This is a genomic window from Arenibacter sp. 6A1 (genome assembly GCF_012272855.1).
Lineage (GTDB): Bacteria > Bacteroidota > Bacteroidia > Flavobacteriales > Flavobacteriaceae > Arenibacter.
On the sequence record NZ_JAAXCQ010000007.1, the window covers coordinates 61,033 to 87,216 of the forward strand.

The following is a 26,184-nucleotide window of genomic DNA, read 5'->3' on the forward strand; positions in this document are numbered from 1 at the left end:
TTAACTATAAGAAATAGAGAAAAGAAAACAGAGAAAAGAGAAAAGAAAAACTCGTTATCTTTAATAATGAAATTAATATCTAAAACCGGACAACGTTTATCAGGGAAGTACAACTCTTTTTTTATTGTTAATTGCTAATTGTTTATTGTTCACTGAGAAGCGTTAGGGATAGCGGCGGCATCCCCGCGGCGGAGCAAGGGATATAGCCAATAGCCCGCCCGACAAAGGAGGGAACGCCCAAAAAATACGGATAAAAACGGCTTTCTACGACACTATACCTGTGCGCGGCATTCGTTTTTTAAAACTTATACCCCAGGGCCAAGACAACATTAATGCCGGGCGCCACAATCCCCGAAGAATAGGAGCGATACCTTTGATCGGTAATATTCTCTAGGTTAAAAGTAGCCGTCAATGCCTTTGAAAACGTGTATTGCGAGCGAAAATTTAAGGTATACCAAGAAGGCGTATAGGAATTTCCGTCGGCATCCGCGGCATAAATATAGCTCTTGTCCCTTTCGGACATCGCCATATCTTCGTGGGCAATTTTATCGTTAAAATTAAGGAAGAGGTCTGTTTTTAACTTTTGATTCTTCCATATTACATGGAAATCGCCAAAAGTAGGTGCCACATGGCGTCCCGGGGAATCCGAACCATCTGTCTCCTCCTCTATTCCCTTAGTAATCGTAAGGTTGGAAACCAAGGACAGTTTTTCGGTCAGAAAGGCATCTAAGCCTATTTCGAAACCATATACATACGATTTAGCGGCATTTTGTATAGCCTGTACCTTACTCATTTCCCCATTGTATTCTATGTGGTCCTGCCCATTAAAGTGATAATCACGGCGCACCAAGGCATCGACCAAATAGGTGTAAAAAGTCGTTCCCCTAAGCATTACGCGATCATTAAAATTTTTCTGCGCCCCCACTTCAAAATTATAGGCATATTCCGGCTCCAAATCCGGGTTGGGCACCACTACCTTTCCGGGTTCGGAATCGAATATTTTCCCCACATCATCTACATTGGGCGCCCTAAATCCGGTAGACGCATTGGAGGTTATCTGCAGATCGGTCTTTGGAAACCAACTAAAGCCTAAACTCCCCGTTAAAGCCCCGGTACTAAGGGTAGCATTATCGAAAGGAAAAGGGTAGAAAGTCTTATCAAAAGTAGCATCGACCCATACGTGGCTATAGCGTAGGCCCGATAAAAAGGTAAAATTAGGCTTGGTTTTTAGCTCTCCACTAATATACCCGGCCAGGGTTTGCCATGAGGCGCCGTCCGGATACCTAGTGGCCGAAGCCATGGTAGCCCCGGTGGTGATATCTTCCTCACTTCCTGTAGACCCCACCCTATTAAAAACGTATTCCGTTCCGTAGTACAACCTAAGGCTGCCCATTCTTTTATTTTCGAAATCGATATTGACCGAATAGGCGTCTACATTTTCTTTGGTAGAAAAGCGGATGTCCTTTTGAAACCCTCTATCGTTTCTGCTTTCCTGAAAATTTTGATAGGCCGTCGTAATTTTTAAGCCGTCATAGAAGCTTCCCTTTCCGTTTTGAACCAACTGAAGGTTTCCCATAAACCACTTTTGAGGACCATAATACCACTCTGCAGAACGCAAGCCTGTATTGTCCTTAGAAGGCCTTATCAATCTATCGTACCTCGCATAATCCGAAGTTTCCGAGTAAAATGTATTCAGGTTTAAGTTCCAATTGTTATTGGGTTTAAAGGCTATTTTTTGCATCAGGTTAATTTGGTCGTAACCCGAGCTGCGCTGTTTTTTAGCATTGGGATTTTGGACCAATTTATCTTCGCCATTTTCCCTGATGACGTACTGTTTTCTCAGATAGGAATCGGGACCGTGCGACCCCATTTTTAGGTCGCCAAAATCGCTATAGCTCACACTGGTCAAAAAGGCCCATTTCTTTTTCCCCACATTTACATCTAAATGATAGGTCCCCTCATTATTCGCAGAAGCATACCTATAATAGCTACTTCCCGAAAAGGAAAGGCTATCGGTACTGGAGAACTCTGGTCTATGGGTATAAAAATTCATCACCCCACCAATGGCGTCGGAACCATAGATGACCGAACCGGGACCAAAGATTATCTCGGTGTTTTTTACGGTGAAGGGATCTATAGAAATAACATTTTGCAGGTTACCTCCTCTAAAGATGGCATTGTTCATCCGCACACCATCTACAGAGATCAATAATCTATTGGTCGCAAAACCGCGGATCATAGGGCTTCCGCCTCCGAGTTGACTTTTTTGTACAAAGACTTTCCCGCTTTGCTGCAATAGGTCTGCCGAGGTTTGGGGGGCCGTAAACTGTATGGCTTTAGCGCCTATAACAGCCATCTTTTGTGGAATGTCCTTTCGTTGCTGTTCCCATTTAGAAATAGACATTACCACTTCTTCTAACTGTTCCATACTGGGGAACAAGTATATTTTGCCTCGGTTTACGACATGATTTTTATTTGCTTTGGCGGTTTGGTAGCTAAGATGCCTAAAGGTTATTCGCTCATGATCCCCAAAAACAGAAAGATCGCATTCTCCCGTAAGTCCCGAGAGAACAGTGATCGATTTATCTACATTATAAAGCACTACATTGGGAATGGGCTGCCCATCTTCGGCATCCAGAACAATGATTTTTTGGGCAGAAAGTCCTTGAAATATTAGAAATAAAACAATAAAAATAATCTTTTGCATACTAACCAAAAACTTCATTTAAAACAGCAAGCGATTTAGGCTTTCTAAATCCTTGTAAGTGTAACTCGTAATACAGGACAAGGTTTTTTAGCAATTCTTGCCGTGTAGATTTCTTCATTTTTACAGCAGCTAAACCATCAAAATCTGTGCCCAATAGACTGTTAAAATAAAATATATTTTCGCCCGAAAGGTTAGGATTTAGGGAGGGGGATTTTAAAAATTCGCCTTCCAACAAATCAAAATAAGGAAAATCCCTATTTTGGGTATCCGGATAAAAGCCTAGATATTTGGTAAGAGTCAGCAAGAAATACAAATGAAAATTGGCCATTTCCTCATGGGTATCGAGCCATTGCAAGGCGTGTTCTATAAAACTAAACAGCACCTCATTGGGTTCTTCCTCGCCAATACTATTGCTCAACATTTCGGCCAAAAAAAAAGCCAAGGCATTTTTGGCAACATTGGCGTGTATACTTTGATAATGATAAGCAACCTTGGCTTCCCTGATACTTTCTAAAGTGCCTTTGTTTTTGTGAAAGGCCTGTATTTCCAATTGTACCAATGGCTGAAAATAGGCCGATTTCAACTTTCCTCTTTTAGAAGACAGCACCCCTTTTAACAGATAAGACTTCACCCCGTCGGTCTGGGTGAAAATTTTAGTGATTAAACTGGTATCCCCATATTTTATGGCAGATAAAACAATGGCCTTTGTATTTACAAGCATCGGTATCCGATTTATAGCACAAAGATACTACAAAGAGACCTGTTAGGGAGGTCCCTAACAGGTCTTATGAGAATGCATCCGTGGATACATGGATTTAAAAGAAATTAAATAACGCCTTGCGCCAGCATAGCGTCGGCTACTTTTACGAAACCGGCAATATTGGCTCCTTTTACATAATTGCAATATCCATCTTCTTCTTTTCCGTATTCGATACAAGAATCGTGAATATCACTCATAATTTTCTGAAGTCTTTCATCTACTTCCTCACGAGTCCAGCTGATACGCAAAGAGTTCTGAGACATTTCCAATCCTGAAGTGGCTACCCCACCGGCATTGGAAGCTTTCCCTGGTGCAAATAAAATTTTAGCCTGGTGAAATGCATGGATAGCTTCTGGTGTCGAAGGCATATTAGCCCCTTCTGCCACACAAATACAGCCATTTTTCAATAAAGTCTCCGCATTTTTGCCATCCAACTCATTCTGGGTAGCACAAGGAAGTGCTATATCGCACTTTACCTCCCATGGTGTTTTTCCTTCAAAGAATTCTGCCGAAGGATATTTCTCGGTATATTCAGAAATTCTACCACGTCTGTTATTTTTTAAATCTATGACAAAGGCAATTTTCTCATCATCAAGTCCGTCTTTATCGTAGATATATCCGCTAGAATCAGATAAGGTAACTACCTTACCGCCCATTTGGACAACTTTTTCTGCGGCATATTGCGCCACATTTCCAGAACCTGAGATCACTACCGTTTTTCCTGCAACGGTCTCATTTCTGGTTTCTAACATGCTTTGTGCAAAGTATACCGTACCGTAACCTGTTGCTTCTGGTCTAATTTTAGAACCACCCCAAGAAAGTCCCTTTCCTGTTAACACCCCGGTAAACTCGTTACGGATCTTTTTATACATTCCGAACAAGAAACCGATTTCTCTAGAACCTACTCCGATATCCCCTGCAGGCACATCTGTATTAGGACCAATATGTCTAGAAAGCTCGGCCATAAAGGCATGGCAAAAACGCATTACCTCGTCGTCTGATTTTCCTTTAGGGTCAAAATCCGATCCTCCTTTACCACCACCCATAGGCAGGGTCGTTAGACTGTTTTTAAATACTTGTTCGAAAGCAAGAAATTTTAAAACACTGGCATTTACGGTAGGATGAAAACGCAATCCACCTTTATATGGTCCGATGGCAGAATTCATTTGGACTCTATATCCTCTATTTACATGAACAGCTCCCTTATCATCAACCCAAGCAACTCTGAAAGAGATTAACCTTTCTGGCTCGACCATTCTTTCTAATATGCTTTTGCCTTTATAAATATCATTCTCGGCAATGTAAGGTATAACCGTTTCCGCTACTTCATGTACAGCTTGTATGAATTCTGGTTCATGACTATTACGAGCCATCACCTCTTCCATAAATGCATTTATTCTTTCTTCCATAAAAAAATTAACTATCTGTTGATTATTAATAAATATTGAGTTTGTTGACAAAATTATATATTTTCTTTAATGTATACGCATATTCCATGCAAATTCACTAAGAAAATCACTGAATTGCTTGATTTAAATCAGCAATTAAATCTTCCCGATCCTCGATTCCTACACTTAATCGAATTAAGGCATCTACTACGCCACTTTTTTCTCTCTCTTCTGCAGGTATACTTGCATGGGTCATGCTAGCAGGATGCCCCGCCAAGCTTTCCACGCCCCCCAGGGATTCGGCCAGGGTAAATAATTGAAGTCTTTCTACGATGGCTATTGCTTCTTTATAGCTGCCATTTTTGGGAACAAAGGAAATCATGCCCCCAAAGTCTTTCATCTGACTTTTTGCGATTTGGTGATTTGGGTGGTCCTCAAATCCGGGCCAATACACCTTTTCTATTTTGGGGTGCTTCGCCAAAAATTCGGCTACAGCCCTTCCATTTTCACAATGCCGCTGCATTCTCACATGCAGGGTTTTGATGCCCCGTAGGACCAAAAAGCTATCCATGGGACCACAAACGGCACCACTGGCATTCTGTATAAAATATAATTTATCGGCCAATTCCTTGTCTTTTACGACTAGGGCTCCCACCACCACGTCGCTATGGCCACCTAAGTATTTCGTCGCGGAATGCATTACTATATCGGCCCCTAAATCTAAAGGCAACTGTAAATAAGGCGTCGCAAAGGTATTGTCTACCGCCAATAATACTTGATGTTTTTTCGCCAAGGCCGCAACAGCCTTGATATCTATGATGTTCATCATAGGATTGGTAGGGGTTTCTACCCAAATTAGCTTGGTATTCTTATTGATATACTGCGCTATTGCCGAGGCATCCTGCATTCCTACAAAATGAAATACAATGCCGTAATTTTCGAAAATCCTTTTAAAAATACGGTAACTCCCCCCGTACAGGTCATTGGTAGATATTACCTCATCACCAGGGGACAATAGTTTAATAACAGCATCTATGGCAGCCAATCCGCTTCCAAAAGCCAAACCATACGTACCGTTTTCTATACTTGCCAAGGAATTCTCCAAGGCCGATCTGGTCGGATTAGCACTCCTAGAATACTCATATCCCTTGTGCCCGCCAGGGGTACTTTGGGCATAGGTAGAAGTTTGGTAAATAGGAGGCATTACCGCGCCATAGGCCTTGTCCGGAAATTGCCCTCCATGGATGGTTTTACTGTTAAATTTCAATTGTTCTTTACCCATATTCACTTTAATTATACAAATCTACCTTTATCTTTTAGAGATTGCAATGATATTGTAGCTTTGTACTTTTCTATAAATCTTTATTTTATGAACACTAAATTAGCGTTTTTGTTACTTCCATTGTTTTTCTTGAGCTGTACCAACCAAGACAAACTTGTTTTTGAGCCTTTAGAATTTAAGGAGGCCAGTTGTGACAACTGCCCTAAAGTTACCGTTCAAATTCCCAAAGCACTAGAAAACCATGCCCTGGCCTCTATCATCAACAATACCCTGCGAGAGGAGGTTATTTCCATGTTATCCTATGATGATGAATTTGAACCTACCACTATAGAAGAGGCTATTCGCTCTTTTAACAATGGCTACTCGGATATGAAAAAACTGTATGCCGAGGAACCTGTTGGTTGGGAAGCCATTATTGATGGTACCGTCACTTACGAAGACGATACTATCATCACTATCAAGCTTAACTCCTATTCCTTTACCGGAGGGGCCCATGGATATACTTCTACGCAGTTTTTTAATTTTGACAAGAAAAATAACATAGAAGTTAATACGCTGGATTTTATTGATGACTTGGATCAATTTCGTTTGTACGCCGAAATTAAATTTAGAGAACAAGAAAAAATTCCCTCGGACAAGTCTATAAACACCACCGGTTTTATGTTCGAAAACAATTTATTTTATCTTCCAGAAAATATTGGTTTTACAAAAGAAGGCCTACAACTGTATTACGAACAGTACGAAGTAGCTTCCTATGCTGATGGCCCTATTTTATTAAACCTTCCTTTTCAAGAGATACAACCCTATTTGTCCTTAAAAATAAAATCTTAGTTAGCCTTACCTCCAACAACCTTTGATAGGGCAAGAACGGCACCAAGGTGAATTCCCTCGTGAAAAGCATTGAAGGCCAAAGCGTCTTCTACCTTTTCCAAGGTTACGTCTACACTAGTGGTATAGGTGTTATAGGTCGTAAAAATGCCATCTTCATAGTCCTTTTTTACCCACTCTACGGTAGAGATCAATAAATTCCCTATAAGATCTATCTCCTCATCGGTAGCCGTACCATCGGGAGCGGTGCCTTTTTTAAACTTATCGACCAAGGCCTCATCTACCCTCATTTGCTGACCTCCTAATTTATATACCAACAACTGTTGGGTTACTACCACATGGGCAATATTCCACCAGATATTATTGCGAAATCCGTTCGGGATTTCCAATAGATTTTCCTTAGGGGTTTCCTTTAAAAACTTATATAATAGTTTTCTATTCTTCAGCGTAATATCAAATACCTTTTCCAATGCTAGCTTTTTCTGTGATTATAACTTTAGTCTAGGCATTAAAAATAGTGCAATTCGATGAAAATAGGTTTCTTTGTACCCTAAAATTAGCATTATCCATATTGCTTTTAGCAAAATACCTCCGTTTGGCATGGAAAAATGTGAAAAGTAAAAAATTAAACATCAATTTAAATGAAAAGAATATTTCACTTGAGTAGCTGTGATACCTGTAAAAGAATCCTCAAAGAACTGCAGCCTTTAGATGGTTTTGAACTTCAGGATATAAAGACCGAAGCTATAACGCCCGAACAGCTAGAAGCCATGGTGGCATTATCGGGTAGTTATGAGAGTTTGTTCAGTAAAAGGGCGCGACTCTACCAAGAGCGGAAGCTGAAAGAACAAACACTTACCGAAACCGATTACAAAGCATTGATCCTAGAACATTATACCTTTTTAAAACGCCCAGTTATTCTAATGGAGGATGCCATCTTTATTGGCAATAGCAAATCGACCGTTGCAAAGGCACAGGAAAAAATCCATTCGTGAGTAAAAGAACACTAGCACTATTGGCAGCTTTTGCTGCCAGCATTATTTATGGTTTAAACCATACCATTGCCAAGGGAGTGATGCCTACGCATGTACAACCCTATGGGTTTATATTATTACGCCTTTTGGGAGCCACCGTACTCTTTTGGGCAATATCTTTTTGGGGACCAAAAGAAAAAATATCCAAAAAAGATTGGGGCCGATTATTCCTTTGCGCCATTTTCGGAATGGCCGTTAATATGCTGTCCTTTTTTAAGGGACTTTCCTTGTCTACCCCCATCAATAGTGCTGTTCTTGCCACGATTACCCCCATTATTGTAGTGGTTTTATCGGCCATACTTATCAAGGAAAAAATAACCTTACAAAAGGGGTTTGGAGTGCTTTTGGGCCTTATTGGGGCTTTGGCCCTTATATTGTTCGGGGTAAAGGTAAAACAAGACGCCCCTAATATTCCTTTGGGGAATTTCCTGTTTCTAGTAAACGCCACAAGCTTTGGCTTTTACCTTCTATTGGTAAAGAGCTTATTGGGAAAATATCATCCTTTGACCATTATGAAATGGTTGTTTACCGTTGGTTTTCTCCTTACCCTTCCGATAAGTTATTCGGAATTTGCGGAAATAGAATGGCAGCAATTGCCTTTAGACATCATTGGCGCCATCCTTTTTGTAGTTATTGGCACCACCTTTTTGACCTACTTGTTTAATGTGTTTGCCCTTACCCAACTAAAGGCTTCTACAGTGGGAGTTTTTATCTATATACAGCCACTTGTAGGTATATTGTTTGCCATAGGTACGGGTAAGGACCAACTAAGTTTGATAAAAATAATAGCCATTATTTTGGTCGTTGTCGGGGTGTATTTAGTGAGCAAGACTCCTAAACCAACTCCTTAGGACGTCGTCCAAATTTACGGGTATCTTCCCTGGTCAGCACCTTAAATCCTGCTGCCCTGGGCACCTTATTAAAGGCCTCCAAAAAATTATTTTCCAAAGGGGTCAAACTCCTTGTTTTTAAATCTATCCAGGCCCCCATGACTTCACAATGGGCAAAGTTCACCCCCTTGTCGTCATAAAAATCATGATGAAATTCAAAAAACATACCATCTTCACTTAAGCCCATAAGCTCTAGGGACACCTTTACCGGCTTGCCCAAAAAGGCTTCTCTATAGTAATACATATGCTCATGAAACACCACCGGACCTAGGTTATGTATTGCCATGCTCTTCTGATCGAAGCCCAGCTCTAGTAAAAACGCCATTCGGGTGTGACTCATAAAGTTTAAATACGCAGAATTTGCCATATGACGGTTGGCATCGACATCACTCCATCGGATTTCAAAATCTTTTAAATACATCTTTTTATTTATTACATTTGTTATGCACGCATAATATTTTCAAAAATACTATAGTTTTGTGAAAGGAGGACATTTTTACACACGAACTTAAGCGGCCTTTATTTATTAATCATATAAATCCAATCACCAATATGAGCACAAAAGCATCTTTTATTAAAGACCTATCCTTACCGGCCATTGCGGCACCCATGTTTCTTATCTCTGGCCCAAATTTGGTTATAGAATGCTGTAAAAACGGTATCGTTGGTACTTTTCCTGCCTTAAACCAACGTACTACGGAAGGCTTTGAGGCATGGGTCATAGAAATTAAGGAAGCTTTAAAAAGTTTTGAGACCGAAACGGGCAAAAAGGCAGCGCCTTTTGGCGTAAATTTAATCGTTCACCCTACCAATCCCAGGTTGGAAGCCGATTTAAAGGTCTGTATAAAACATAAGGTGCCCTTAATCATCACTTCTTTAGGGGCGGTTTCCCAACTCGTTGATGCCGTTCACAGTTATGGCGGACTGGTATTTCATGATATCATAAAGAAAAGACATGCCGAAAAGGCTGCTGAAGCCGGGGTAGACGGATTAATATTGGTTGCTGCCGGTGCGGGCGGCCATGCGGGGACTATTAACCCCATATCATTGGTGGCCGAGATAAAAAAGTTTTACGACAAAACCATATTGCTCTCGGGCTGTATCAGCACTGGGCGAGACATTGCCACGGCCTTGCAGATGGGGGCAGATTTAGCCTATATGGGGACTCGTTTTATCAATACCAAAGAAAGCAATGCTCCAGACGAATACCGAAAAATGATTGTGGACGCAGGGGCCAGTGATGTGGTATATACCGCTGCCGTATCTGGGGTACATGCCAACTTTTTAGGCGCAAGCTTAAAAGCTGCCGGAATAACCGAAGAAGACCTAAAAAAAGATACTAAGATAGATTTTGGCAAGGAACTGGATACCGAAGCTAAGGCATGGAAAACAATCTGGTCTGCCGGGCAAGGGGTCACGACCATAGATTCTGTCGAAACCGTGGCAGATTTGGTGAAAAATTTAAAAACTGAATTTAGGGAAGCCATAGAAGCACAGCATAAATTATTGGAAACCTATCCAAAATAAACCCAGATTACTGGACTTTTAAAAAGAAGCGTTTCTTTTTGCCAGATCTATAATTACAAAACAACCATAAAGATGCCCATTCATCCCACACATTACAACCCACCCTTCTTGTTTAAGAACGGCCATTTTTCTACGATTTACTCGGGAATGGTCAGAAGGGTCAACGGTCTTGTTCAAGAACGGGAGCGGTTAAAACTAGAGGATGGGGATTTTTTGGATTTAGATTGGAGTTTTGCCCCCCATCCCACCAATAGAGTAGCCATACTTTTGCACGGTTTGGAAGGCAATGCCCAGCGGCCATACATTAGTGGTAGCGCCCTACAGTTCAACAAAAATGGCGTGGATGTCTGTGCCATAAATTTCAGAGGGTGCAGCGGAGAAACCAATAAGCTGTTCCGGTCTTATCATTCTGGAGAGACCCGAGATCTGGCCGCAGTGGTAGAATATCTCTTGCACAAAAAAAATTATGACCATATCTATTTAAAAGGCTTTAGCCTAGGCGGAAATGTAGTCTTAAAATACTTAGGGGAAGAGAATGCCATTCCCAAGGAAATAAAGGCGGCTATTGCCGTTTCTGTCCCTTGCAACTTGCACTCCTCGCTCGTAGAACTCTTAAAACCTAAGAATGCCCTCTATGCCATGCGTTTTAAAAAACACTTGGTAGAAAAACTTAAAATAAAACAATCCCAATTCCCCGATAAGATTTCGGATCAGGATATTGCCAATATTGTGACCCTTAAGGATTTCGATGACATTTACACCAGCAAGGCCCATGGCTTTAAGGATGCTATGGATTACTACCAACAAAGCAGTTCTCGACAGTTTTTAAAGGCCATAGAAATTCCTTCCTTATTGATCAATGCCAAAAACGATTCCTTTTTAGGGAATCAATGTTACCCCTACCAAGAAGTAGACCGCAACAATTTTTTACATCTAGAAGTTCCCCTTTATGGAGGGCATGTTGGATTTTATGATCAGAACAACGTCACTTATACCGAAAAAAGAGCGTTAAAATTCATAGAAGAACTTCCATAATTAATCTATTTGCTATATTAGTGGCGAAATACTTAAAATGATGAGAAAAATATTTATTGCTTTAGCATTAGTTGGTTTAATTACCAGCTGTGGAGAGAAAAAAGAGGAAAAGAAGGGCGGCTTTGAAATGAACCGTACCAAGAAGGAAGTGAAGACTACTACGGTAAGCGAAGGTGTTCCTGTAGATATGAGCAACAAGGGTGTTGGCCCTATCAAATCTATCTCTTTTCCAGAGGCTATCGATGCTGATTTGGCTGCAAAAGGGAAAAAATTATTTAACAGTGCATGTGTAGCCTGTCATATGGTAGACCAACGTTTAATTGGTCCTGCTCTTAAAGGTGTTTTTGAGAGAAGAAGCCCAGAATGGGTAATGAACATGATGTTAAATCCTGATGGCATGCTTAAGGAAGATCCTATTGCAAAGGCCCTATTAAAGGAGTACAACAACGCTATTATGCTTAACCAAAACTTATCTGAAGACGATGCCAGATCATTGGCCGAGTATCTAAGATCTCTATAAAAATAACATTTTTACAAGTACATGGGTTTGTTGCAACGGCGCGTTGGTAACAAACCCATTTTTTTTACTACAAAGTCACGGAATAAAATCAATATTCAAGGGCTATAGGGCCATGTCGGTGCCTTGAATTTTTCTTATAGCCCCTATCATAAATATTTGGGCGTTCCCTCCTGCGTCGGGCGGGCTATTGGCTATATCCCTTGCTCCGCTACGGGGATGCCGCCGCTATCCCTAACGCTTCTCAGTGAACAATAAGCAATTAACAATAAAAAAAGAGTTGTACTTCCCTGATAAACGTTGTCCGGTTTTAGATATTGATTTCAGTGTTAAAGAACAGCTTTTATTAATCATTGTTTAAAGAATCCCGACTTAAAGGGGTATTCTTGACTACAACCCAAAACCAGTCATACCTGACTTCTAAGAGGTTAGTTTTTAGTTTCCAGTAGATTGTAGATGCTGTTTTCGGCGTGCTAGCGCGAGCGTCACGCTCGTGCCCGTACAGAAAAGAATAGGGAGACAGCAATAATTTTGAAGAATTCTATTTATATCGGATAGTAACTTTTTGAAGTGCGTTTACTTTTAATTGGTCAATCTAAAATAGGGGCGTACAGTACTGACAACTGGTTACCGTTTACTGATTATTTTTTTTATTGTTAATGGTTCCTTGTATTCCTGTCCATGCCTGAATAGCATTGACCGTTTTTAAGCATTGTCAATTGCTAATTGAAAATCTCTACTTCCATGGCCAACGCGCCAGCTGGCCCCTTACTGCAAATGCAAATCGTTGCATTTTCCGCTCGGTCCTCTTTTCTCTGTTTTCTTTTCTCTATTTCTTATAGCTAATTGTTTACTGCTTATTGTAAATTGATTTGGCCCCTTACTGCAAATGCAAATCGTTGCATTTTCCGCTCGGTCCTCTCTTTTCTTTTATCCAAATGGAAATTGTTCACTATTTACTGTATTCCGCGTTAGGGATTGCAGCGGCATCCTTTTTTAGAGGGCCGTAGGGCCTTTAAAAAAGATACAGCGGAAAGAGCGACCCGATAGGGGAACGCCCAAAAAACGGTGTTTCAACCGCATAAAAAAACCCCATATCCAGAAGATACGGGGCTTTTGTTTTTAAGATATATGCGTTTAGATCTTATCTACAACCACCTTATAGGTAGGGTCTTCGATAATGTTTACGTCTATAATACTATCTGCATTTGTCAATAGTTTTAAACAGTCGGAGCTCAAATGTCTCAAATGTAATTTTTTACCTTCTTTCTGATAGCGTGCAGTGATTTTATTCAGCGTATCTATGGCCGACATGTCTACCACCTTGCTCTCCTTGAAATCGATTACGACTTCATCGGGATCGTTGGCTACATCGAATTTTTCGAGAAATGTAGCGGTAGAACCAAAGAAAAGCGGACCGTATATTTCATAATGTTTAACCCCATTTTCATCGATATGCTTTCTAGCCCTAATACGTTTTGCACTTTCCCAGGCAAATACCAAAGAAGAAATTATCACACCGATCAATACCGCTAGGGCCAGGTTGTGTAACACAATGGTCACGGCAGCTACCAAAATCAACACAAAAATATCGTGTTTGGGCATCTTATTGATAATTTTGAAACTTACCCATTCGAAGGTACCTATAGCTACCACCATCATTACACCTACCAAAGCAGCCATCGGGATCTGCTCTATGAGAGGCCCCCCGATCAAAATTATTACCAATATAGTCATGGCACCTATAATTCCGGATAGTCGTGCTCTTGCTCCCGATCCGACGTTTACCAAGGTTTGGGCCACCATAGCACATCCTCCCATACCGCCAAAAAAACCATTGACAACATTGGCAATACCTTGTGCAGCCGCTTCCCTATTAGACTGACCTCTAGTATTGGTAATTTCATCGACCATATTTAGGGTTAAAAGCGTCTCTACAAGTCCAACACCCGCCATTATCAATGCGTATGGAAAAATAATCATCAGGGTCTCTAAAGTAAAAGGGATTTCTGGGATATGAAATGAAGGCAAGGAACCACTTACCGAAGCAATATCCATTACTTTTTTGGTATCTATATCAAAAGAATACACAATACCGAATACCACCAATATAGCGACCAATGAAGCAGGTACCGCCTTGGTAATTTTAGGTAATAAGGCTACGATTGCAATGGTTAATAGGGTTAAACCGGCCATGATATATAGGGCCGAGCCTTCCATCCAACCTTCCATGCCGTTTTCGACAGTTTTAAATTGGGCTACCTGTGCCATAAAAATGATCACGGCAAGTCCGTTTAAAAATCCGAACATCACTGGTTGCGGAATGAGGCGAACAAACTTTCCCAGCTTAAACAGCCCCACCAATAATTGCAGCACTCCGGCCAAAGCCACCGCCGCAAACAGATATTCTACCCCGTGAGAAGCAGCCAAAGCGATTAAAACAACTACCGTAGCACCTGCACCACCAGAAACCATCCCTGGTCTTCCACCAAAAATTGCCGTCACGATCCCCATTAAAAAGGCAGCATACAGTCCCGTTAAAGGAGATAAGCCTGCCAAAATAGCAAAGGAAAGAGACTCTGGTATCATGGTCATGGCAACCGTTAGTCCAGCTAAAACTTCATTTTTATAGTTTATTTTCTGACTAAAATCAAATAAGTTCAAATAATTCTTCACAACATTGTTTTAAGCCGGCAAAAATACTCGATTTTGCCCTTTTTTGAACTATGATCTTGCTAAAAACCAATTAAAACCTTAAATCTCAATAGATAAGAAGCTATCCAATGGTACATTATAAGGGATAAAAACATTGATTTATCCTTATGTTCCAAATTTGTTTTCATTGATAAAAGCGACCTAGGGCATTCCTGTTTCTTCCCAAAAAACATGGTCACACCTTGTCGTTTAGTAGAATTATCAACGCTCTTGATTACAAAACAAGGGTATTGAAGCCCCTCATTGTTGCTATTTTTAAGGCGCTGTAAACCTTCATGACTTGTCTCTTTGATTGTTAAAAAAACAATACTACATTGCCGTTGTTAAATAAAATTACCTTTACAAAAAATATAAGCCCATAGGAAGCATTCCGAATTTTTACTCCTGTGCTAAAATTAAATACTAAGAAATGTCTTAGCACTGCTTTTCGGCATGGCATAGAACAAGGATATAGGAAATAACATTTAAAATAGAAACTATAAATTTAGAACGGAGTGCAGTAACTTATCTTACTACTCCCCTTTTATGGAAGGATTTAGATTTATATAAAAACTAATAGCGTGAAAAATGATATAAAATTTGCAGTATTGGGAGGTGGCAGTTGGGCCACGGCCATTGTTAAGATGTTAACGGAAAATGCAGACACCGTTAATTGGTATATGCGGAATGCCGATGCCATCAACCACATTAGAACACAAAGCCACAATCCAAACTATTTAAGTTCCGTAGAATTTCACACCGAGCAATTAGAATTGACCGACGACCTAAATGTTGCCGTTGCCAATGCCGATGTGCTTATTTTTGCCATTCCATCTGCCTTTTTAGACAAAGAATTGCAGCAACTAACGGTAGACATCAAGGAAAAGACCATTTTTTCTGCTATCAAGGGTATTGTTCCGGAGTCTGGTTTAATTGTCGGCCAGCATTTCCATGAAAACTACGGTGTTCCCTATGACAATATCGGTGTTATCACCGGTCCTTGCCATGCCGAAGAGGTAGCCTTAGAGCGATTGTCGTATTTAACCATTGCCTGTTCTGATATGGAAAAGGCAGAATTGGTTGCCGAACACCTCAGCAGCAACTATATCAAAACAAAAATATCCGATGATATTATAGGGACGGAATACGCCGCTATGTTGAAAAACATTTACGCCATTGCAGCGGGAATTGCCCATGGTCTTGGTTATGGGGACAATTTTCAAAGTGTCCTTATGAGCAACGCCATCCGAGAAATGAAACGCTTTATTAAACGGGTACATAAAATGAAGCGGAATATTAACAATTCGGCTTATTTAGGCGATTTACTGGTGACCGGATATTCTGTTTTTAGCCGTAACCGTATGTTTGGGAATATGATCGGGAAAGGATATACCGTAAAAAGTGCTATGATGGAAATGAAAATGGTGGCCGAGGGGTACTATGCTACCAATAGTGCACATCTGATCGTTTCCAAGCACAAGAAAAAATCGAAAACACCGATATTAAATGCTGTGTACGAGGTGCTTTATGAGAATAAAAATCCAAAAACAGTGTTTCAGGATTTGACCGATAAACTAGATTAATTCTTTTTACAACAGTCTATTCTAGTCTTGGATATCGGCCTTCCAAGAGTTTAAAAAACACCGAAAAATGTCTATAAGAGGTTCTGCCTATTATAGACATTTTTGCTTTTTGCTTGTGCCCCCTTGCTTGCCAAAAAAAGTGCATGCAAACTTATCCTGGCACAGAAAAACCTGAATGTTCCTTTATATCGGCCAGCAGCTGGGCCCTATACCCTTCTATGGCATCGTCACTGAGTTTAAACATAATTTTAAATTCGGCCAATACGGGCTCCATATATTCGTTAACACTCTCAATATCAAAATACAGCCTCCCTGTTCTTCTAATAAAGAAATCCATTGGGGTGTGAATCATCTCGTGCTGTACCCCAAACTTTAATTCTGCCAAGACCATCCGCAACTGCTGATCATCTCCATTTTCTTGGGCATATATTTCTAGGATATTTTCTGTTTGTTTCCCATAATTGGTAACCAAGTACCAAGCATCGTATTTTGAAAAGCCGTCGGCCTCTATTCTTTTATATACTTTAGAAATGTATTTTTTTACCTGTTTGTACGATTTAAAATCGTTTCCACACAGGGGTATCTTTTCGGTGGTACATTCCTTTAGCGTCCTATGATGGTCCTCCTCCATTTTTTTTGCGACCAGGTTTACGACGCGTTCGGCCATTTTTCGATAGCCCGTAAGTTTCCCCCCAGCAATACTGATGAGTCCGGTTTCGGAGGTAAAAATCTCATCCTTGCGCGACAATTCCGAAGCCGATTTTCCTTCTTCGTAGATCAAGGGCCTTAATCCGGCCCAGGAAGAGATGATATCTTCTAACTCCAAATTTATCGTTGGAAACATATTATTTACGGCCGATATTAAATAAATAGCATCGGCAATTTCGGTTTTCACATGGTCTTTGTCCTCATCGTATTTGGTGTCCGTAGTCCCTATATAGGTGATTTTTCCCCTTGGAATGGCAAACATCATCCGTCCATCGGGAATATCGAAATACACCGATTGTTTTACGGGTAATTTCTCGTACGGAAACACTAGGTGCACTCCTTTGGTGAGTTGTAAATGCTTCCCTTTTTTGGAATTATTGAGTCCTCTTAGCTCGTCTACCCATGGCCCGGCAGCGTTGACCACATAACTACCTCCTACCGTAAATTCGGTATTCAAAATATGATCCTTTACCGCTAATCCGGTTACCTTATCATCCTCATAGATAAAATTGGTCACTTCCGTATAATTTACGGCCGTGGCCCCGTAAAAGAGGCTGGTTTTTATATTTTCGAGGGTTAAGCGGGCATCGTCCGTTCGATACTCGGCATAATACCCGGCACCTTTTAAAATTTTCTTGGGCAATAAGGGCTCTAGTTTTAGCGCCTCTTTCTTTTCCAACATTTTACGCTTGTCCTCTCCGCTTACCTGGGCCAATATATCGTATACTTTTAGCCCAATGGAGGTGAGCCATTTTCCGTAGGAACCATGCTCTATCAGGGGGAGCAACATTTTCTCGGGCAGGACCAAATGCGGGGCCAAATGGTGAACAATAGCGCGCTCTGATCCTACTTCCTTGACCAACCAGAAATCGAATTGCTTTAGATAACGCAATCCGCCATGGATCAACTTTGTAGACTTACTACTGGTGCCAGAGGCAAAATCGTTTTTTTCGAGCAGAGCAACTTTCAGCCCCCTAGAGGCCGCATCCAAGGCGATACCGGCACCAGTAATCCCGCCGCCGATCACCAGCAAATCAAAATGCTCTTCAGACAGTTTGGCTGCCGTTTTAAATCTTTCAAGAGTAGAGAATTCTAAGGGCTGTTTCATCTATGGCTATGGTTTAAGGAAGTTCGTTATAAGAACACCAAAATAATGGGCCTCTATAACTGTCTTAAAGATAGTTGAATAATCTGCTATTACCAAGGGCAATCCTTACTCTATGGTAATGGTGATAGCAGCCTCTTGGCCCGAGGCATCTATTGCGGTTATGGTATGCTTCCCTGGCTCAGGAAGTAATCCGATTTCATGGAAATGGGAAGTTTCGCCAACAAATTTTTCATCTATATACCAGTAGACCGTGGTTGCCGGTTTAATATGGGCCAGTTTAAAGATCAGTTCGTTTTTTACGCCTTCAAAATTCTTTACAAGGCTCATCCGGTTGCCATTGTTAGGGTAGATAAATTCCATTTGATTCCCCCTGTCCTGAATGCAGTCGGCCAGAAAGGGCGGCAAGCTTTTATACGTGGGGTGACTTCGTTTATAGTAATACTCTATTAATGGGGGCAATACAAACCAAGACTCGGCTTGGGCATTGGACAGATCGATACAGGAAGCGTTTACCCTGTACTGCCCCTGTTCTTCCAAATAAATTTGTTGATGGTACTTACAGGGCGCTACAAAGTTTTCCTTATTGGGAATCGCTACTGTATTTTTCGGACATATATCCGTAGCTAGGTAGCCGCTTTCCAAGCAGGTTTCCATCCTTATAAATTCGTCCAGGGGCTCTTGGAACCATGGCGACCTTGGCAAAAGATCGAACACATCAAACAGTATTGGAGCGGCAGAGGTTACTCCGCTTACATTGGGCCTGCCTTCGCCATCGGCATTCCCTACCCATACCCCTACCACATAGTCTTTGGTTACTCCTATGGCCCAGGCGTCCTTATTGCCAAAACTGGTTCCTGTTTTCCATGCCACTTGCTTGGAAGAATCAAAAAACTCCCAGGATTCATTCCCATCAGGGCGATTTACTTCTTTCATCGCCTCAAAGGTGAGGTAGATACTGGCGGCATCAAAAATGGTTTTTTCGGTCGATTTTTTACCAAAATCGGCCCGGTCCTTCTCTTTGATAATGGGAGCTATAAATTCTCCCTTAAAGTACTCGCTAGAGGTTTCATTAAAATGATTTACGGTGCTGGCCAAGGAAGCATAGGTTTTGCACAAATCCCACAAGGTACTTTCTGCCCCGCCCAAAACCAATGTCAGCCCATAGTGATTGGCAGGTTTATTGAGTCCCCGAAGGCCAAAAAAGTTTAACTGTTCCCTGAATTTTTGCACGCCATAGTCCTGTAAGAGACGTACCGAAGGAATATTCAGCGATTTCGCCAAGGCCTTATCGGCCCGTATAGCGCCGCTATAACTTTCGTTAAAATTCTGGGGCGTATACCCGGCTATTTGAGTGGGTATATCGGGGATGAGCATCCCGGGCAACAATTCTCCCGCATCTAACATGGCAGTATAAAGAAAAGGTTTTAAAACACTACCGGTACTTCTAATAGCCTGTACCATATCTACGTCCTTTTCGTGTTCCCTATCTGTAGGCGTGTTTCCTACATAGGACAATACCTTACGCGTTTTTACATCCATCACCATTACAGCCGCGTTATGCACCTGGTTTTGTCTTAGGTGCTGGTAATGTTTGTCTACAATGGTATTTACCGAAAGCTGTAGATTTTCGTCGATGGTGGTACGGATTCTTTTACCCTTATCGTCCTTGGCAATATAGTGCAGCAGATGTGGCGCCTTTTTAGGTAATGGAAATGGTTTTTGGGGCAATTTTTCTAGGAGTGCCAGTTGGTAGGTGGTACTGTCTATTCGGGTGGTTTTATACAGTTTGTACAGCAGCCTATTTCTTTTTTGCAGTAAGCGCTCCTGGTTTTTTCCTGGATAAATTAAACTAGGGGCATTTGGCAATACCGCCAAGGTAGCCGATTCTGCCCATGACAATTGATGCGCCTGTAGTCCGAAATAGCGCCAAGCGGCCACTTCCAATCCAACCACATTGCCCCCAAAGGGAGCGTGACTGGCATAGCGTTTTAATATGTCTTTTTTAGAATGGCGGAGCTCTAGCCTTGTCGCCAATATAAGTTCTATCAGTTTTTCGCCATAGGAACGTTGCCTTTGCCCCCTATGCAGGCGGATCAACTGTTGGCTAAGGGTACTGCCCCCTCTGATGGTTTTCCCCGATTTTATATTTGCCGCTAGGGCCTTTGCCATGGCCACGGGGTTAAATCCCGGGTGCTGGTAAAAATAAGCGTCTTCAAATAATAACAGGCAGGTTTCAAATTTATGGGGAATACTATCTACTTCAGGAAACCGCCATTGTCCGTCGTCTGCGATCAGGGCTCCCAGCAACCGACCAGAAGTGCTCTCTACAACGGTGGCCGTCGGTGCCGTAAATAATTGTTTTGGAAGGCAAAAATAATAGGCGATCATCAAAAAAAGGCCCAAAAGAAGTTTCTTGGGATGCCTTTTAATAAATGTGACGACGCTACTACTCTTCATATTTAATTGAATGAATATATCCCCGAAAAACACCTCCTAGCTATCCCCTAGGGTTTTAGATCATGGTAAAGTCTGACTGTTTCCTCTCCAGCAATTCCCTCTAGGCCGTTAATTTCTTATAGCCTTCAACATCCTTGACTAGGATGGTTGTAGCAATAACGGCCTAGAGGGCCTGTTAGTGTCTTTCCTTATTCAATATATTCTTTTTCTATAAAATAGCCTACGATGGCTTCTTTCATCAAAACCGTCTGCTCCCCAGCCTTCAGGGTAGGCAATTCTTCTTTAATGGTGTAATGTGGCCATCCGTCCTCATCAAAATAGTCGAACTCATAATACCCATAAGGCTCCAACAACCTGCAGATAGCGATATGCATCAGGTTAAGCTTTTCGTCTTTTTTGTATTTTTTATGGATTTGACCCAATTCCTGTACTCCTACCAAATAAATAATGGCATCTAATTCTAGGGGATCCCCATCGGCAAATTGGGCCGATAATTTTTGGACCAAAAGCTCCCATCTTTCTTTTAATTGTATATCTCTAGACATGATAATTTTTACTTTATTAGATCTGTTCCCTCGCTAACAAGCGCCTAAGGGGACAGAAGTTTCCAAAGGTACAAATCAAAGTTCTATATTTGTGAAAAGAGTTTTTTATGGGCACAGTAGATATTATTTTAGGGTTATTGTTGTTATATGGTCTTTACAAAGGCTTTAAAAATGGCCTTTTTGTAGAAATCGCCTCTTTAATAGCCCTTATCGCCGGCTTGTATGGTGCCTTTCACTTTTCCTATATCACTGGGGAATATCTTGGTGAACGAATGGATTGGAATGAAAAATATATCAATACGGCCTCCTTCATTATTACCTTTATCCTTATTGTAGTGTTGGTAAACATCATTGGGAAACTATTGACCAAAATTGCCGATTTTGCCATGCTGGGCTTTTTGAACAAAATGGCGGGAGGTATTTTTGGCGCTTTAAAAGTGGCCATTATAATAGGGGCCCTTTTGATATTTTTTGATAAAAGCAACAACCAGCTTGGCTTTGTAAAGGAAGACACCATTCTGGAATCTAAACTCTACACCCCGGTAAAAGATATTGGGGAATTGGTATTTAGCAAGGTATTAAAGCACGCCGACCAATTGGAGGATTCTCCGGTAGAAAAAGAAACCATGCCAGCCACCGAGGCTAGGGGGCACTATTAACCGAACACTACTTCCTATATTCTTTTAGAATTGTTGCGCCTTTGGTTTTGGGAACTCCCCTTAGCCAGCAATCCTATATTAACTTCTCATAACTGTCACTTACTTTTTTGTAGTTTTTTTCTTTATTTTTTATTTGTCGTTTACTTACTAATGTTATAATATTGATCTTTCTGTTTATGAGAGGATAGCTGTACCGTATATGGTTACTGTTGTCTAGGGTGATGAATGGTATATATTAAACGGATGTAACGTCGTTATCTGCAATGAAAATGAATTATAATCCACTTTTAGAACCACAGAGAGAAAAAGCAGGCTCAACTACTTTTGGTAAATATGGATATCAGTATCACTTGGCATTGTTCCGAATAATTGAAGAACACAAGGAGTTCAACGAATATGCAGTATTTTTAGAATTGCATGAGGACGTAGTAAACTCTAATTCATTAGACCAATCAAGCGCAACATTTGATTTTAAACAATTTAGAACTAATAAACCAAGATTTACCGAGCATGGATTAACCAAAAAAACTAAAACTAAGCCTTCCGTTTTAGCAAAACTTGTTGGTAGCTGCATAAACAAAGACTATAGTCTTCTGATCACCTCAATGAATATGGTTCAGAAGTGATTGCTCCCCTAGTAATTGATACACCTAATCAACAGGAGCAGTCATTATCTAATTATGATAAGATTGTTGAAATCTTAACCCAAGATTTACCATATAATTCGCAAGTTATTGTTTGTGCAATGAAAAACGAGCAATTAAAACCTAACGAATCAATCACTAATGTGATAGAGCTAGATGAACGAAAAATTTTGATAAATAAAAAGTAATATCAATTATAAAAATATTTGGCTTGGCTAAGTGATAAACCTAAGGAGCAGTATTTCAAACTCTCCTACGTTTCTTAGTCGGGTCATTAGGAATAATTAACACCTTGAAAAAACAATGAACTTTTCAATAGACGCAAGTACTTTTACGCTAAAACATAACTACAAAGATCATGAAAATCAAATTTTAAATAGAAACGTTAAATATGTAATTCCTATTTATCAGCGTCCCTACTCTTGGACAGAAAGTCAAATACAAAAATTTATTTCAGATATTTTTATTTCGTTTTGGGGCTATAATAAAAGTAGTCATTCTGAACCTATGTTTATAGGTACTATGCAGTTATCAAACATCCAGAATAACGAACAGGACATTATCGACGGACAGCAAAGAATAAGTACATTTTTAATTCTTTTAAAAGTTTTAAAATTAGAATATCCGAATTTAAAAGAGTTAGAATCATTAACCTTCGATTGGCTAAAAACTAAAGTTAATAGTGGAAAACAACAAGAGAAATTAATGGAGTTAATAAATACAACTTCTTTAGATAATCTGACAGAAACTGGTCTGAATAAATACCTTGAGAATGCAATCCTAATTCGTCAAATTTTTCTTAAAAATATTAAACAACGTAACGAAGATGACATTTCTTTTAATCCAAAAAGCTTTTTAGAGTATCTATATTCTAATATCTACTTTGTTGTTATAGAAACAAATGCGAGTTTATCAAAAACACTTCAAATTTTTGATGCCATTAATACCACAGGTTTAGACTTAAATGCTGGAGATATTTTTAAAATTAGAATGTTTGAGTACCTAAATAAAAATGGCGATAACGATAGCATATTTAATGAAATCAGCAAACTCTACGAAAAAATAGATGCAAAAAACAAAGAAGTTGAAACGCGATTAACAGATATAAGAGGAATACTAAACATATATCAATTCTATCTTATTGCTAAATACAAATTACCAACTGTTTTATACTCTTATGGTGTAGATACTTTCTACGACCGACTTTTTGAAACATTATTTAACATCAATAAATGGGAACATTTCAAAAACAATGTAGAAGATAATAAAATAGCTTTGTCGTTGGAGGAAATTAACAATATTATATACCTACGGTACGAATGGGAAATTAAATGGCGTAAAAATGAATATGGAAATGTGAAAAATAAAGGGTTACAATATTTGTGGTGGTGGTCAAGATATAGTAAATTTTGGATATTCAAATTTGTTTTCCTATTCATTTATAAAGATGACCCTATTCGCTACAACAAACTTTATGAGTTTTCAGAAAAATTAATTAAAGTTTACTTATTATACAGCATTGTTTATCAAAAGTCTGTAAACAAAATTAAAGGTCAATTTAACAACCAATTACTTGATTTGTTAGTTAATGGTAACTATTCAGATTTAATTAATCACATTGACCAAAAACTATTAACAGGAAGTGATTGGGAGAAAAACAGATTTAAAGAAATCTTAACCGGAGACATCTTATATAGTAGTAAAGTGAAAAATATTCTTTGCAGACTATCTGCACTTTTGGAAGAGAATTATACAAGTGAAAATCCAGAAGAAATAAGGTTAATAACTGAAAAGTTATTTCATCTTCAAATAGATATTGAACACATTCAGTCTTATAATGATGAAAATTTAGAGGAACGAGATAGAGTAAAACAAACTTGGGGCGACAATTTAAACTCTCTTGGAAACTTGGTTGTCTTAGAACAAAATATAAATCGTTCTATCAACAATTCAGAAAATAAAAAGCTTGAAAACTATAAATTAAGTTCATACAACATTGTTAATAAAATTCTTGTTGACCAATATGACAATTGGAATTTAAACAAATGTTTATTACGTAAATCTTACGAGATTTCTAAAATTTGTGAGTACGTTATTGAAACAAAAGTAACTGTGCCTAGACGAGTAGGTAAAGGGTCGACTCACCCCGACAATGTCTCGCTGACTATGTAAGTTTAAAACAACAGGGGTTAAACTTTTAAAAGTCTGCCCCTTTTTTCATAGATCATCAGTAACTGATTCTTATGCGACTCCACGTATATGCTTGGTCTTGGTCAATGCCCAGACAGATCAGGTTTTTCCGTTTCCTTCCCGCCAGCGGCCTCATTCACTAAAATAGTCTACTAGAAAATTTCTTGACGTTCTGCCTTCCAAGAATGTCATGATCAGTAGCGTGGTCGGTTTTTCTAGCAATTTTAATCCTTTCATCGGTTAAAATATTTTCTTACAAAAAATAATTTTGCTTAATTGAAGCTCTTGATTGGCTTCGCTCGCTATGTGCTGAGGCAAAATTGCTTCGCTCAGGAAGTCCTGTTTAAAACGAAACCATATACTAGAACATAACCAAATAAGGGCTATGTAGACATTTATAAATAATAGCAACCTTAACTGTATCTATAAAACCAATGTCTGATAAATTCCAAAATAAATACCGGATTCCTTCTGCTCGGATGAAAAATTGGGATTATAGTTGGAATGCCCCTTATTTTGTAACCATCTGCACAAAGAACAAGGAACATTTTTTTGGTGAGGTAGTAACTACTACTGACTTGGGCACGTCCACCATGGAATTGTCCGAAACTGGAAAAATGGCAGAAAAATATTGGTCTGAAATACCACAACATTTTCCTTTTGTAGCATTAGGTGCCTATGTGGTAATGCCAAATCATGTGCATGGTGTCATTATTATTCATAAAACCGATGATAGAATTAATGGCGAAAAAAACGATAGAGGGTCCGTGGTAGAGACGCCCAAATTGGGCGTCTCTACGAACAAATCCCTTGACGACGCAATTTCCAATAATTCCACAACCAATCCGTATACCCCCATGAATCGCACAGCCTCCGCATCCCAGAAATGGAAATCAGGCACATTGGGTGTCATTATCAATCAATACAAACGAATTTGCACCATTAATGCCCGTAAGATTCATGCTGGTTTTGCTTGGCAACCACGTTTTTACGATCATATCATTCGTTCCAACGAATCGTTTCTAGAAATAGAAACCTATATTCACGAAAACCCTGAAAAATGGAGTCATGATAAATTTAATAATCTTTAAACAGCATGAAGGATAGACGGTTAGACATCCAAATGGATGTTGTAGCAAATACCGGATTCCTTCCGCGCGAATGAAAAATTGGGATTATGGTTGGAATGCCCCTTATTTTGTAACCATCTGCACAAAGAACAAGGAACATTTTTTTGGTGAGGTAGTAACTACTACTGACTTGGGCACGTCCACCATGGAATTGTCCGAAACTAGAAAAATGGCAGAAAAATACTGGTCTGAAATACCACATCATTTTCCTTTTGTAGCATTGGCTGCCTATGTGGTAATGCCAAATCATATGCATGGTGTCCTTATTATTCATAAAACCGATGCTAAATTTAATGGCAATAATGTCGAAAAAAACGATAGAAGGCCCGTCGTAGAGACGCCCAATTTGGGCGTCTCTACGAACAAATCCCTTTACGACGCAAATTCCGATAATTCCACCTTCCATCCGTACACCCCTATGAATCCCACCCCCTCCGCATCCCAGAAATGGAAATAAGATATATTGGGTGTCATTATCAATCATCACCAAAATTTCCA

General features: G+C 39.9%; 22 protein-coding genes. 12 read left to right on the plus strand and 10 right to left on the minus strand.

The genetic code is table 11. The features are described 5' to 3' along the window. Positions 1–298: 298 nt before the first annotated feature. From HCG49_RS07885 to HCG49_RS07900, 4 genes are all read right to left on the minus strand, one after another. On the minus strand, positions 299–2,725 hold the full coding sequence (locus tag HCG49_RS07885; RefSeq protein WP_240938658.1) for a TonB-dependent receptor plug domain-containing protein: 2,427 nt from the start codon (positions 2,723–2,725) through the stop codon (positions 299–301). Further along, positions 2,709–3,428, minus strand: a complete 720-nt coding sequence (gene recO, locus HCG49_RS07890; protein WP_168468996.1) for a DNA repair protein RecO — start codon at positions 3,426–3,428, stop codon at positions 2,709–2,711. The genes HCG49_RS07885 and recO overlap by 17 nt, the downstream gene beginning before the upstream one ends. A 104-nt stretch (positions 3,429–3,532) precedes the next feature. Further along, a complete protein-coding gene (gene gdhA / locus HCG49_RS07895; RefSeq protein ID WP_168468997.1) occupies positions 3,533–4,876 on the minus strand; it encodes an NADP-specific glutamate dehydrogenase in 1,344 nt (447 codons plus the stop codon). 106 nt (positions 4,877–4,982) lie between these two features. Beyond that, the gene (locus HCG49_RS07900; protein ID WP_168468998.1) at positions 4,983–6,137 is read right to left on the minus strand and encodes a cystathionine gamma-synthase; all 1,155 of its coding nucleotides are present in this window, start codon (positions 6,135–6,137) and stop codon (positions 4,983–4,985) included. A gap of 87 nt (positions 6,138–6,224) precedes the next feature. On the opposite strand from HCG49_RS07900, the gene HCG49_RS07905 reads away from it, so the two are divergent. Further along, positions 6,225–6,968 carry a DUF3298 and DUF4163 domain-containing protein gene (locus HCG49_RS07905; RefSeq protein ID WP_168468999.1) on the plus strand — a complete coding sequence of 248 codons (744 nt, stop codon included), beginning with the start codon at positions 6,225–6,227 and terminating at the stop codon, positions 6,966–6,968. Here the strand turns inward: HCG49_RS07905 and HCG49_RS07910 are convergent. Further along, the gene (locus HCG49_RS07910) at positions 6,965–7,435 is read right to left on the minus strand and encodes a DinB family protein (RefSeq protein WP_168469000.1); all 471 of its coding nucleotides are present in this window, start codon (positions 7,433–7,435) and stop codon (positions 6,965–6,967) included. The two genes, HCG49_RS07905 and HCG49_RS07910, sit on opposite strands and share 4 nt — an antisense overlap. 171 nt (positions 7,436–7,606) lie before the next feature. Between HCG49_RS07910 and HCG49_RS07915 the strand changes: the two genes are divergently transcribed. Both HCG49_RS07915 and HCG49_RS07920 read left to right on the plus strand, forming a co-directional pair. Next, positions 7,607–7,960: an arsenate reductase family protein gene (locus tag HCG49_RS07915; protein ID WP_168469001.1), complete on the plus strand. Its 354-nt coding sequence runs from the start codon at positions 7,607–7,609 to the stop codon at positions 7,958–7,960. Beyond that, on the plus strand, positions 7,957–8,850 hold the full coding sequence (locus HCG49_RS07920; RefSeq protein WP_168469002.1) for a DMT family transporter: 894 nt from the start codon (positions 7,957–7,959) through the stop codon (positions 8,848–8,850). The genes HCG49_RS07915 and HCG49_RS07920 overlap by 4 nt, the downstream gene beginning before the upstream one ends. Here HCG49_RS07920 and HCG49_RS07925 read toward each other — a convergent pair. After that, positions 8,834–9,310: an acyl-CoA thioesterase gene (locus HCG49_RS07925; protein WP_168469003.1), complete on the minus strand. Its 477-nt coding sequence runs from the start codon at positions 9,308–9,310 to the stop codon at positions 8,834–8,836. The genes HCG49_RS07920 and HCG49_RS07925 overlap by 17 nt on opposite strands. A 131-nt stretch (positions 9,311–9,441) precedes the next feature. On the opposite strand from HCG49_RS07925, the gene HCG49_RS07930 reads away from it, so the two are divergent. The 3 genes from HCG49_RS07930 (at position 9,442) to HCG49_RS07940 (ending at position 11,971) form a co-directional block, all read left to right on the plus strand. Continuing rightward, on the plus strand, positions 9,442–10,416 hold the full coding sequence (locus HCG49_RS07930; RefSeq protein ID WP_168469004.1) for an NAD(P)H-dependent flavin oxidoreductase: 975 nt from the start codon (positions 9,442–9,444) through the stop codon (positions 10,414–10,416). A 72-nt stretch (positions 10,417–10,488) separates the two neighbouring features. After that, positions 10,489–11,451, plus strand: a complete 963-nt coding sequence (locus tag HCG49_RS07935) for a YheT family hydrolase (protein WP_168469005.1) — start codon at positions 10,489–10,491, stop codon at positions 11,449–11,451. A gap of 40 nt (positions 11,452–11,491) precedes the next feature. Next, positions 11,492–11,971 (plus strand): c-type cytochrome, encoded by a 480-nt coding sequence (locus HCG49_RS07940; RefSeq protein WP_168469136.1) that lies wholly within the window; start codon positions 11,492–11,494, stop codon positions 11,969–11,971. Positions 11,972–13,105: 1,134 nt separating this feature from the next. Here HCG49_RS07940 and HCG49_RS07945 read toward each other — a convergent pair. Next, positions 13,106–14,644, minus strand: a complete 1,539-nt coding sequence (locus HCG49_RS07945) for a SulP family inorganic anion transporter (RefSeq protein ID WP_168469006.1) — start codon at positions 14,642–14,644, stop codon at positions 13,106–13,108. A 599-nt stretch (positions 14,645–15,243) separates the two neighbouring features. Here HCG49_RS07945 and HCG49_RS07950 point away from each other — a divergent pair. Continuing rightward, positions 15,244–16,245, plus strand: coding sequence for an NAD(P)H-dependent glycerol-3-phosphate dehydrogenase (locus HCG49_RS07950; RefSeq protein WP_168469007.1), 1,002 nt, complete (start codon positions 15,244–15,246; stop codon positions 16,243–16,245). A gap of 151 nt (positions 16,246–16,396) precedes the next feature. On the opposite strand, the gene HCG49_RS07955 is transcribed toward HCG49_RS07950, so the two are convergent. The 3 genes from HCG49_RS07955 to HCG49_RS07965 all read right to left on the minus strand — a co-directional run bounded on the left by HCG49_RS07955 (position 16,397) and on the right by HCG49_RS07965 (position 21,063). Then, entirely contained in the window at positions 16,397–18,061 is a 1,665-nt protein-coding gene (locus HCG49_RS07955; RefSeq protein ID WP_168469008.1) for a glycerol-3-phosphate dehydrogenase/oxidase, read from the minus strand. Positions 18,062–18,166: 105 nt separating this feature from the next. Continuing rightward, positions 18,167–20,518, minus strand: coding sequence for a penicillin-binding protein 1C (gene pbpC, locus HCG49_RS07960; protein ID WP_168469009.1), 2,352 nt, complete (start codon positions 20,516–20,518; stop codon positions 18,167–18,169). A 188-nt stretch (positions 20,519–20,706) separates the two neighbouring features. Continuing rightward, positions 20,707–21,063, minus strand: coding sequence for a hypothetical protein (locus HCG49_RS07965; protein ID WP_168469010.1), 357 nt, complete (start codon positions 21,061–21,063; stop codon positions 20,707–20,709). 107 nt (positions 21,064–21,170) lie between these two features. Here HCG49_RS07965 and HCG49_RS07970 point away from each other — a divergent pair, with 107 nt between their 5' ends. The 5 genes from HCG49_RS07970 to HCG49_RS07990 all read left to right on the plus strand — a co-directional run bounded on the left by HCG49_RS07970 (position 21,171) and on the right by HCG49_RS07990 (position 26,143). Next, positions 21,171–21,722 (plus strand): CvpA family protein, encoded by a 552-nt coding sequence (locus tag HCG49_RS07970; protein WP_168469011.1) that lies wholly within the window; start codon positions 21,171–21,173, stop codon positions 21,720–21,722. Between the two features lie 269 nt (positions 21,723–21,991). Continuing rightward, positions 21,992–22,348 carry a dsDNA nuclease domain-containing protein gene (locus HCG49_RS07975; RefSeq protein ID WP_168469012.1) on the plus strand — a complete coding sequence of 119 codons (357 nt, stop codon included), beginning with the start codon at positions 21,992–21,994 and terminating at the stop codon, positions 22,346–22,348. A 321-nt stretch (positions 22,349–22,669) separates the two neighbouring features. Then, positions 22,670–24,538, plus strand: a complete 1,869-nt coding sequence (locus HCG49_RS07980) for a DUF262 domain-containing protein (protein ID WP_168469013.1) — start codon at positions 22,670–22,672, stop codon at positions 24,536–24,538. Positions 24,539–24,990: 452 nt separating this feature from the next. Continuing rightward, on the plus strand, positions 24,991–25,647 hold the full coding sequence (locus tag HCG49_RS07985) for a transposase (protein WP_168469014.1): 657 nt from the start codon (positions 24,991–24,993) through the stop codon (positions 25,645–25,647). Between the two features lie 70 nt (positions 25,648–25,717). Continuing rightward, complete coding sequence (locus HCG49_RS07990) at positions 25,718–26,143, plus strand: transposase (protein WP_168469015.1); 426 nt, start codon at positions 25,718–25,720, stop codon at positions 26,141–26,143. The last annotated feature ends 41 nt before the right edge of the window (positions 26,144–26,184 follow it).

Excerpts from the sequence above, each read along its gene's own strand:
- gdhA (WP_168468997.1), bottom strand. The coding sequence starts at position 4,876 with ATGGAAGAAAGAATAAATGCATTTATGGAAGAGGTGATGGCTCGTAAT.
- HCG49_RS07900 (WP_168468998.1), bottom strand. The coding sequence starts at position 6,137 with ATGGGTAAAGAACAATTGAAATTTAACAGTAAAACCATCCATGGAGGG.
- HCG49_RS07930 (WP_168469004.1), top strand. The coding sequence starts at position 9,442 with ATGAGCACAAAAGCATCTTTTATTAAAGACCTATCCTTACCGGCCATT.
- HCG49_RS07940 (WP_168469136.1), top strand. The coding sequence starts at position 11,492 with ATGAGAAAAATATTTATTGCTTTAGCATTAGTTGGTTTAATTACCAGC.
- HCG49_RS07935 (WP_168469005.1), top strand. The coding sequence starts at position 10,489 with ATGCCCATTCATCCCACACATTACAACCCACCCTTCTTGTTTAAGAAC.
- pbpC (WP_168469009.1), bottom strand. The coding sequence starts at position 20,518 with ATGAAGAGTAGTAGCGTCGTCACATTTATTAAAAGGCATCCCAAGAAA.
- HCG49_RS07985 (WP_168469014.1), top strand. The coding sequence starts at position 24,991 with ATGTCTGATAAATTCCAAAATAAATACCGGATTCCTTCTGCTCGGATG.
- HCG49_RS07975 (WP_168469012.1), top strand. The coding sequence starts at position 21,992 with ATGAATTATAATCCACTTTTAGAACCACAGAGAGAAAAAGCAGGCTCA.
- HCG49_RS07990 (WP_168469015.1), top strand. The coding sequence starts at position 25,718 with ATGAAAAATTGGGATTATGGTTGGAATGCCCCTTATTTTGTAACCATC.
- HCG49_RS07970 (WP_168469011.1), top strand. The coding sequence starts at position 21,171 with ATGGGCACAGTAGATATTATTTTAGGGTTATTGTTGTTATATGGTCTT.
- HCG49_RS07955 (WP_168469008.1), bottom strand. The coding sequence starts at position 18,061 with ATGAAACAGCCCTTAGAATTCTCTACTCTTGAAAGATTTAAAACGGCA.
- HCG49_RS07905 (WP_168468999.1), top strand. The coding sequence starts at position 6,225 with ATGAACACTAAATTAGCGTTTTTGTTACTTCCATTGTTTTTCTTGAGC.
- HCG49_RS07965 (WP_168469010.1), bottom strand. The coding sequence starts at position 21,063 with ATGTCTAGAGATATACAATTAAAAGAAAGATGGGAGCTTTTGGTCCAA.
- HCG49_RS07980 (WP_168469013.1), top strand. The coding sequence starts at position 22,670 with ATGAACTTTTCAATAGACGCAAGTACTTTTACGCTAAAACATAACTAC.
- HCG49_RS07925 (WP_168469003.1), bottom strand. The coding sequence starts at position 9,310 with ATGTATTTAAAAGATTTTGAAATCCGATGGAGTGATGTCGATGCCAAC.
- HCG49_RS07885 (WP_240938658.1), bottom strand. The coding sequence starts at position 2,725 with ATGAAGTTTTTGGTTAGTATGCAAAAGATTATTTTTATTGTTTTATTT.
- recO (WP_168468996.1), bottom strand. The coding sequence starts at position 3,428 with ATGCTTGTAAATACAAAGGCCATTGTTTTATCTGCCATAAAATATGGG.
- HCG49_RS07915 (WP_168469001.1), top strand. The coding sequence starts at position 7,607 with ATGAAAAGAATATTTCACTTGAGTAGCTGTGATACCTGTAAAAGAATC.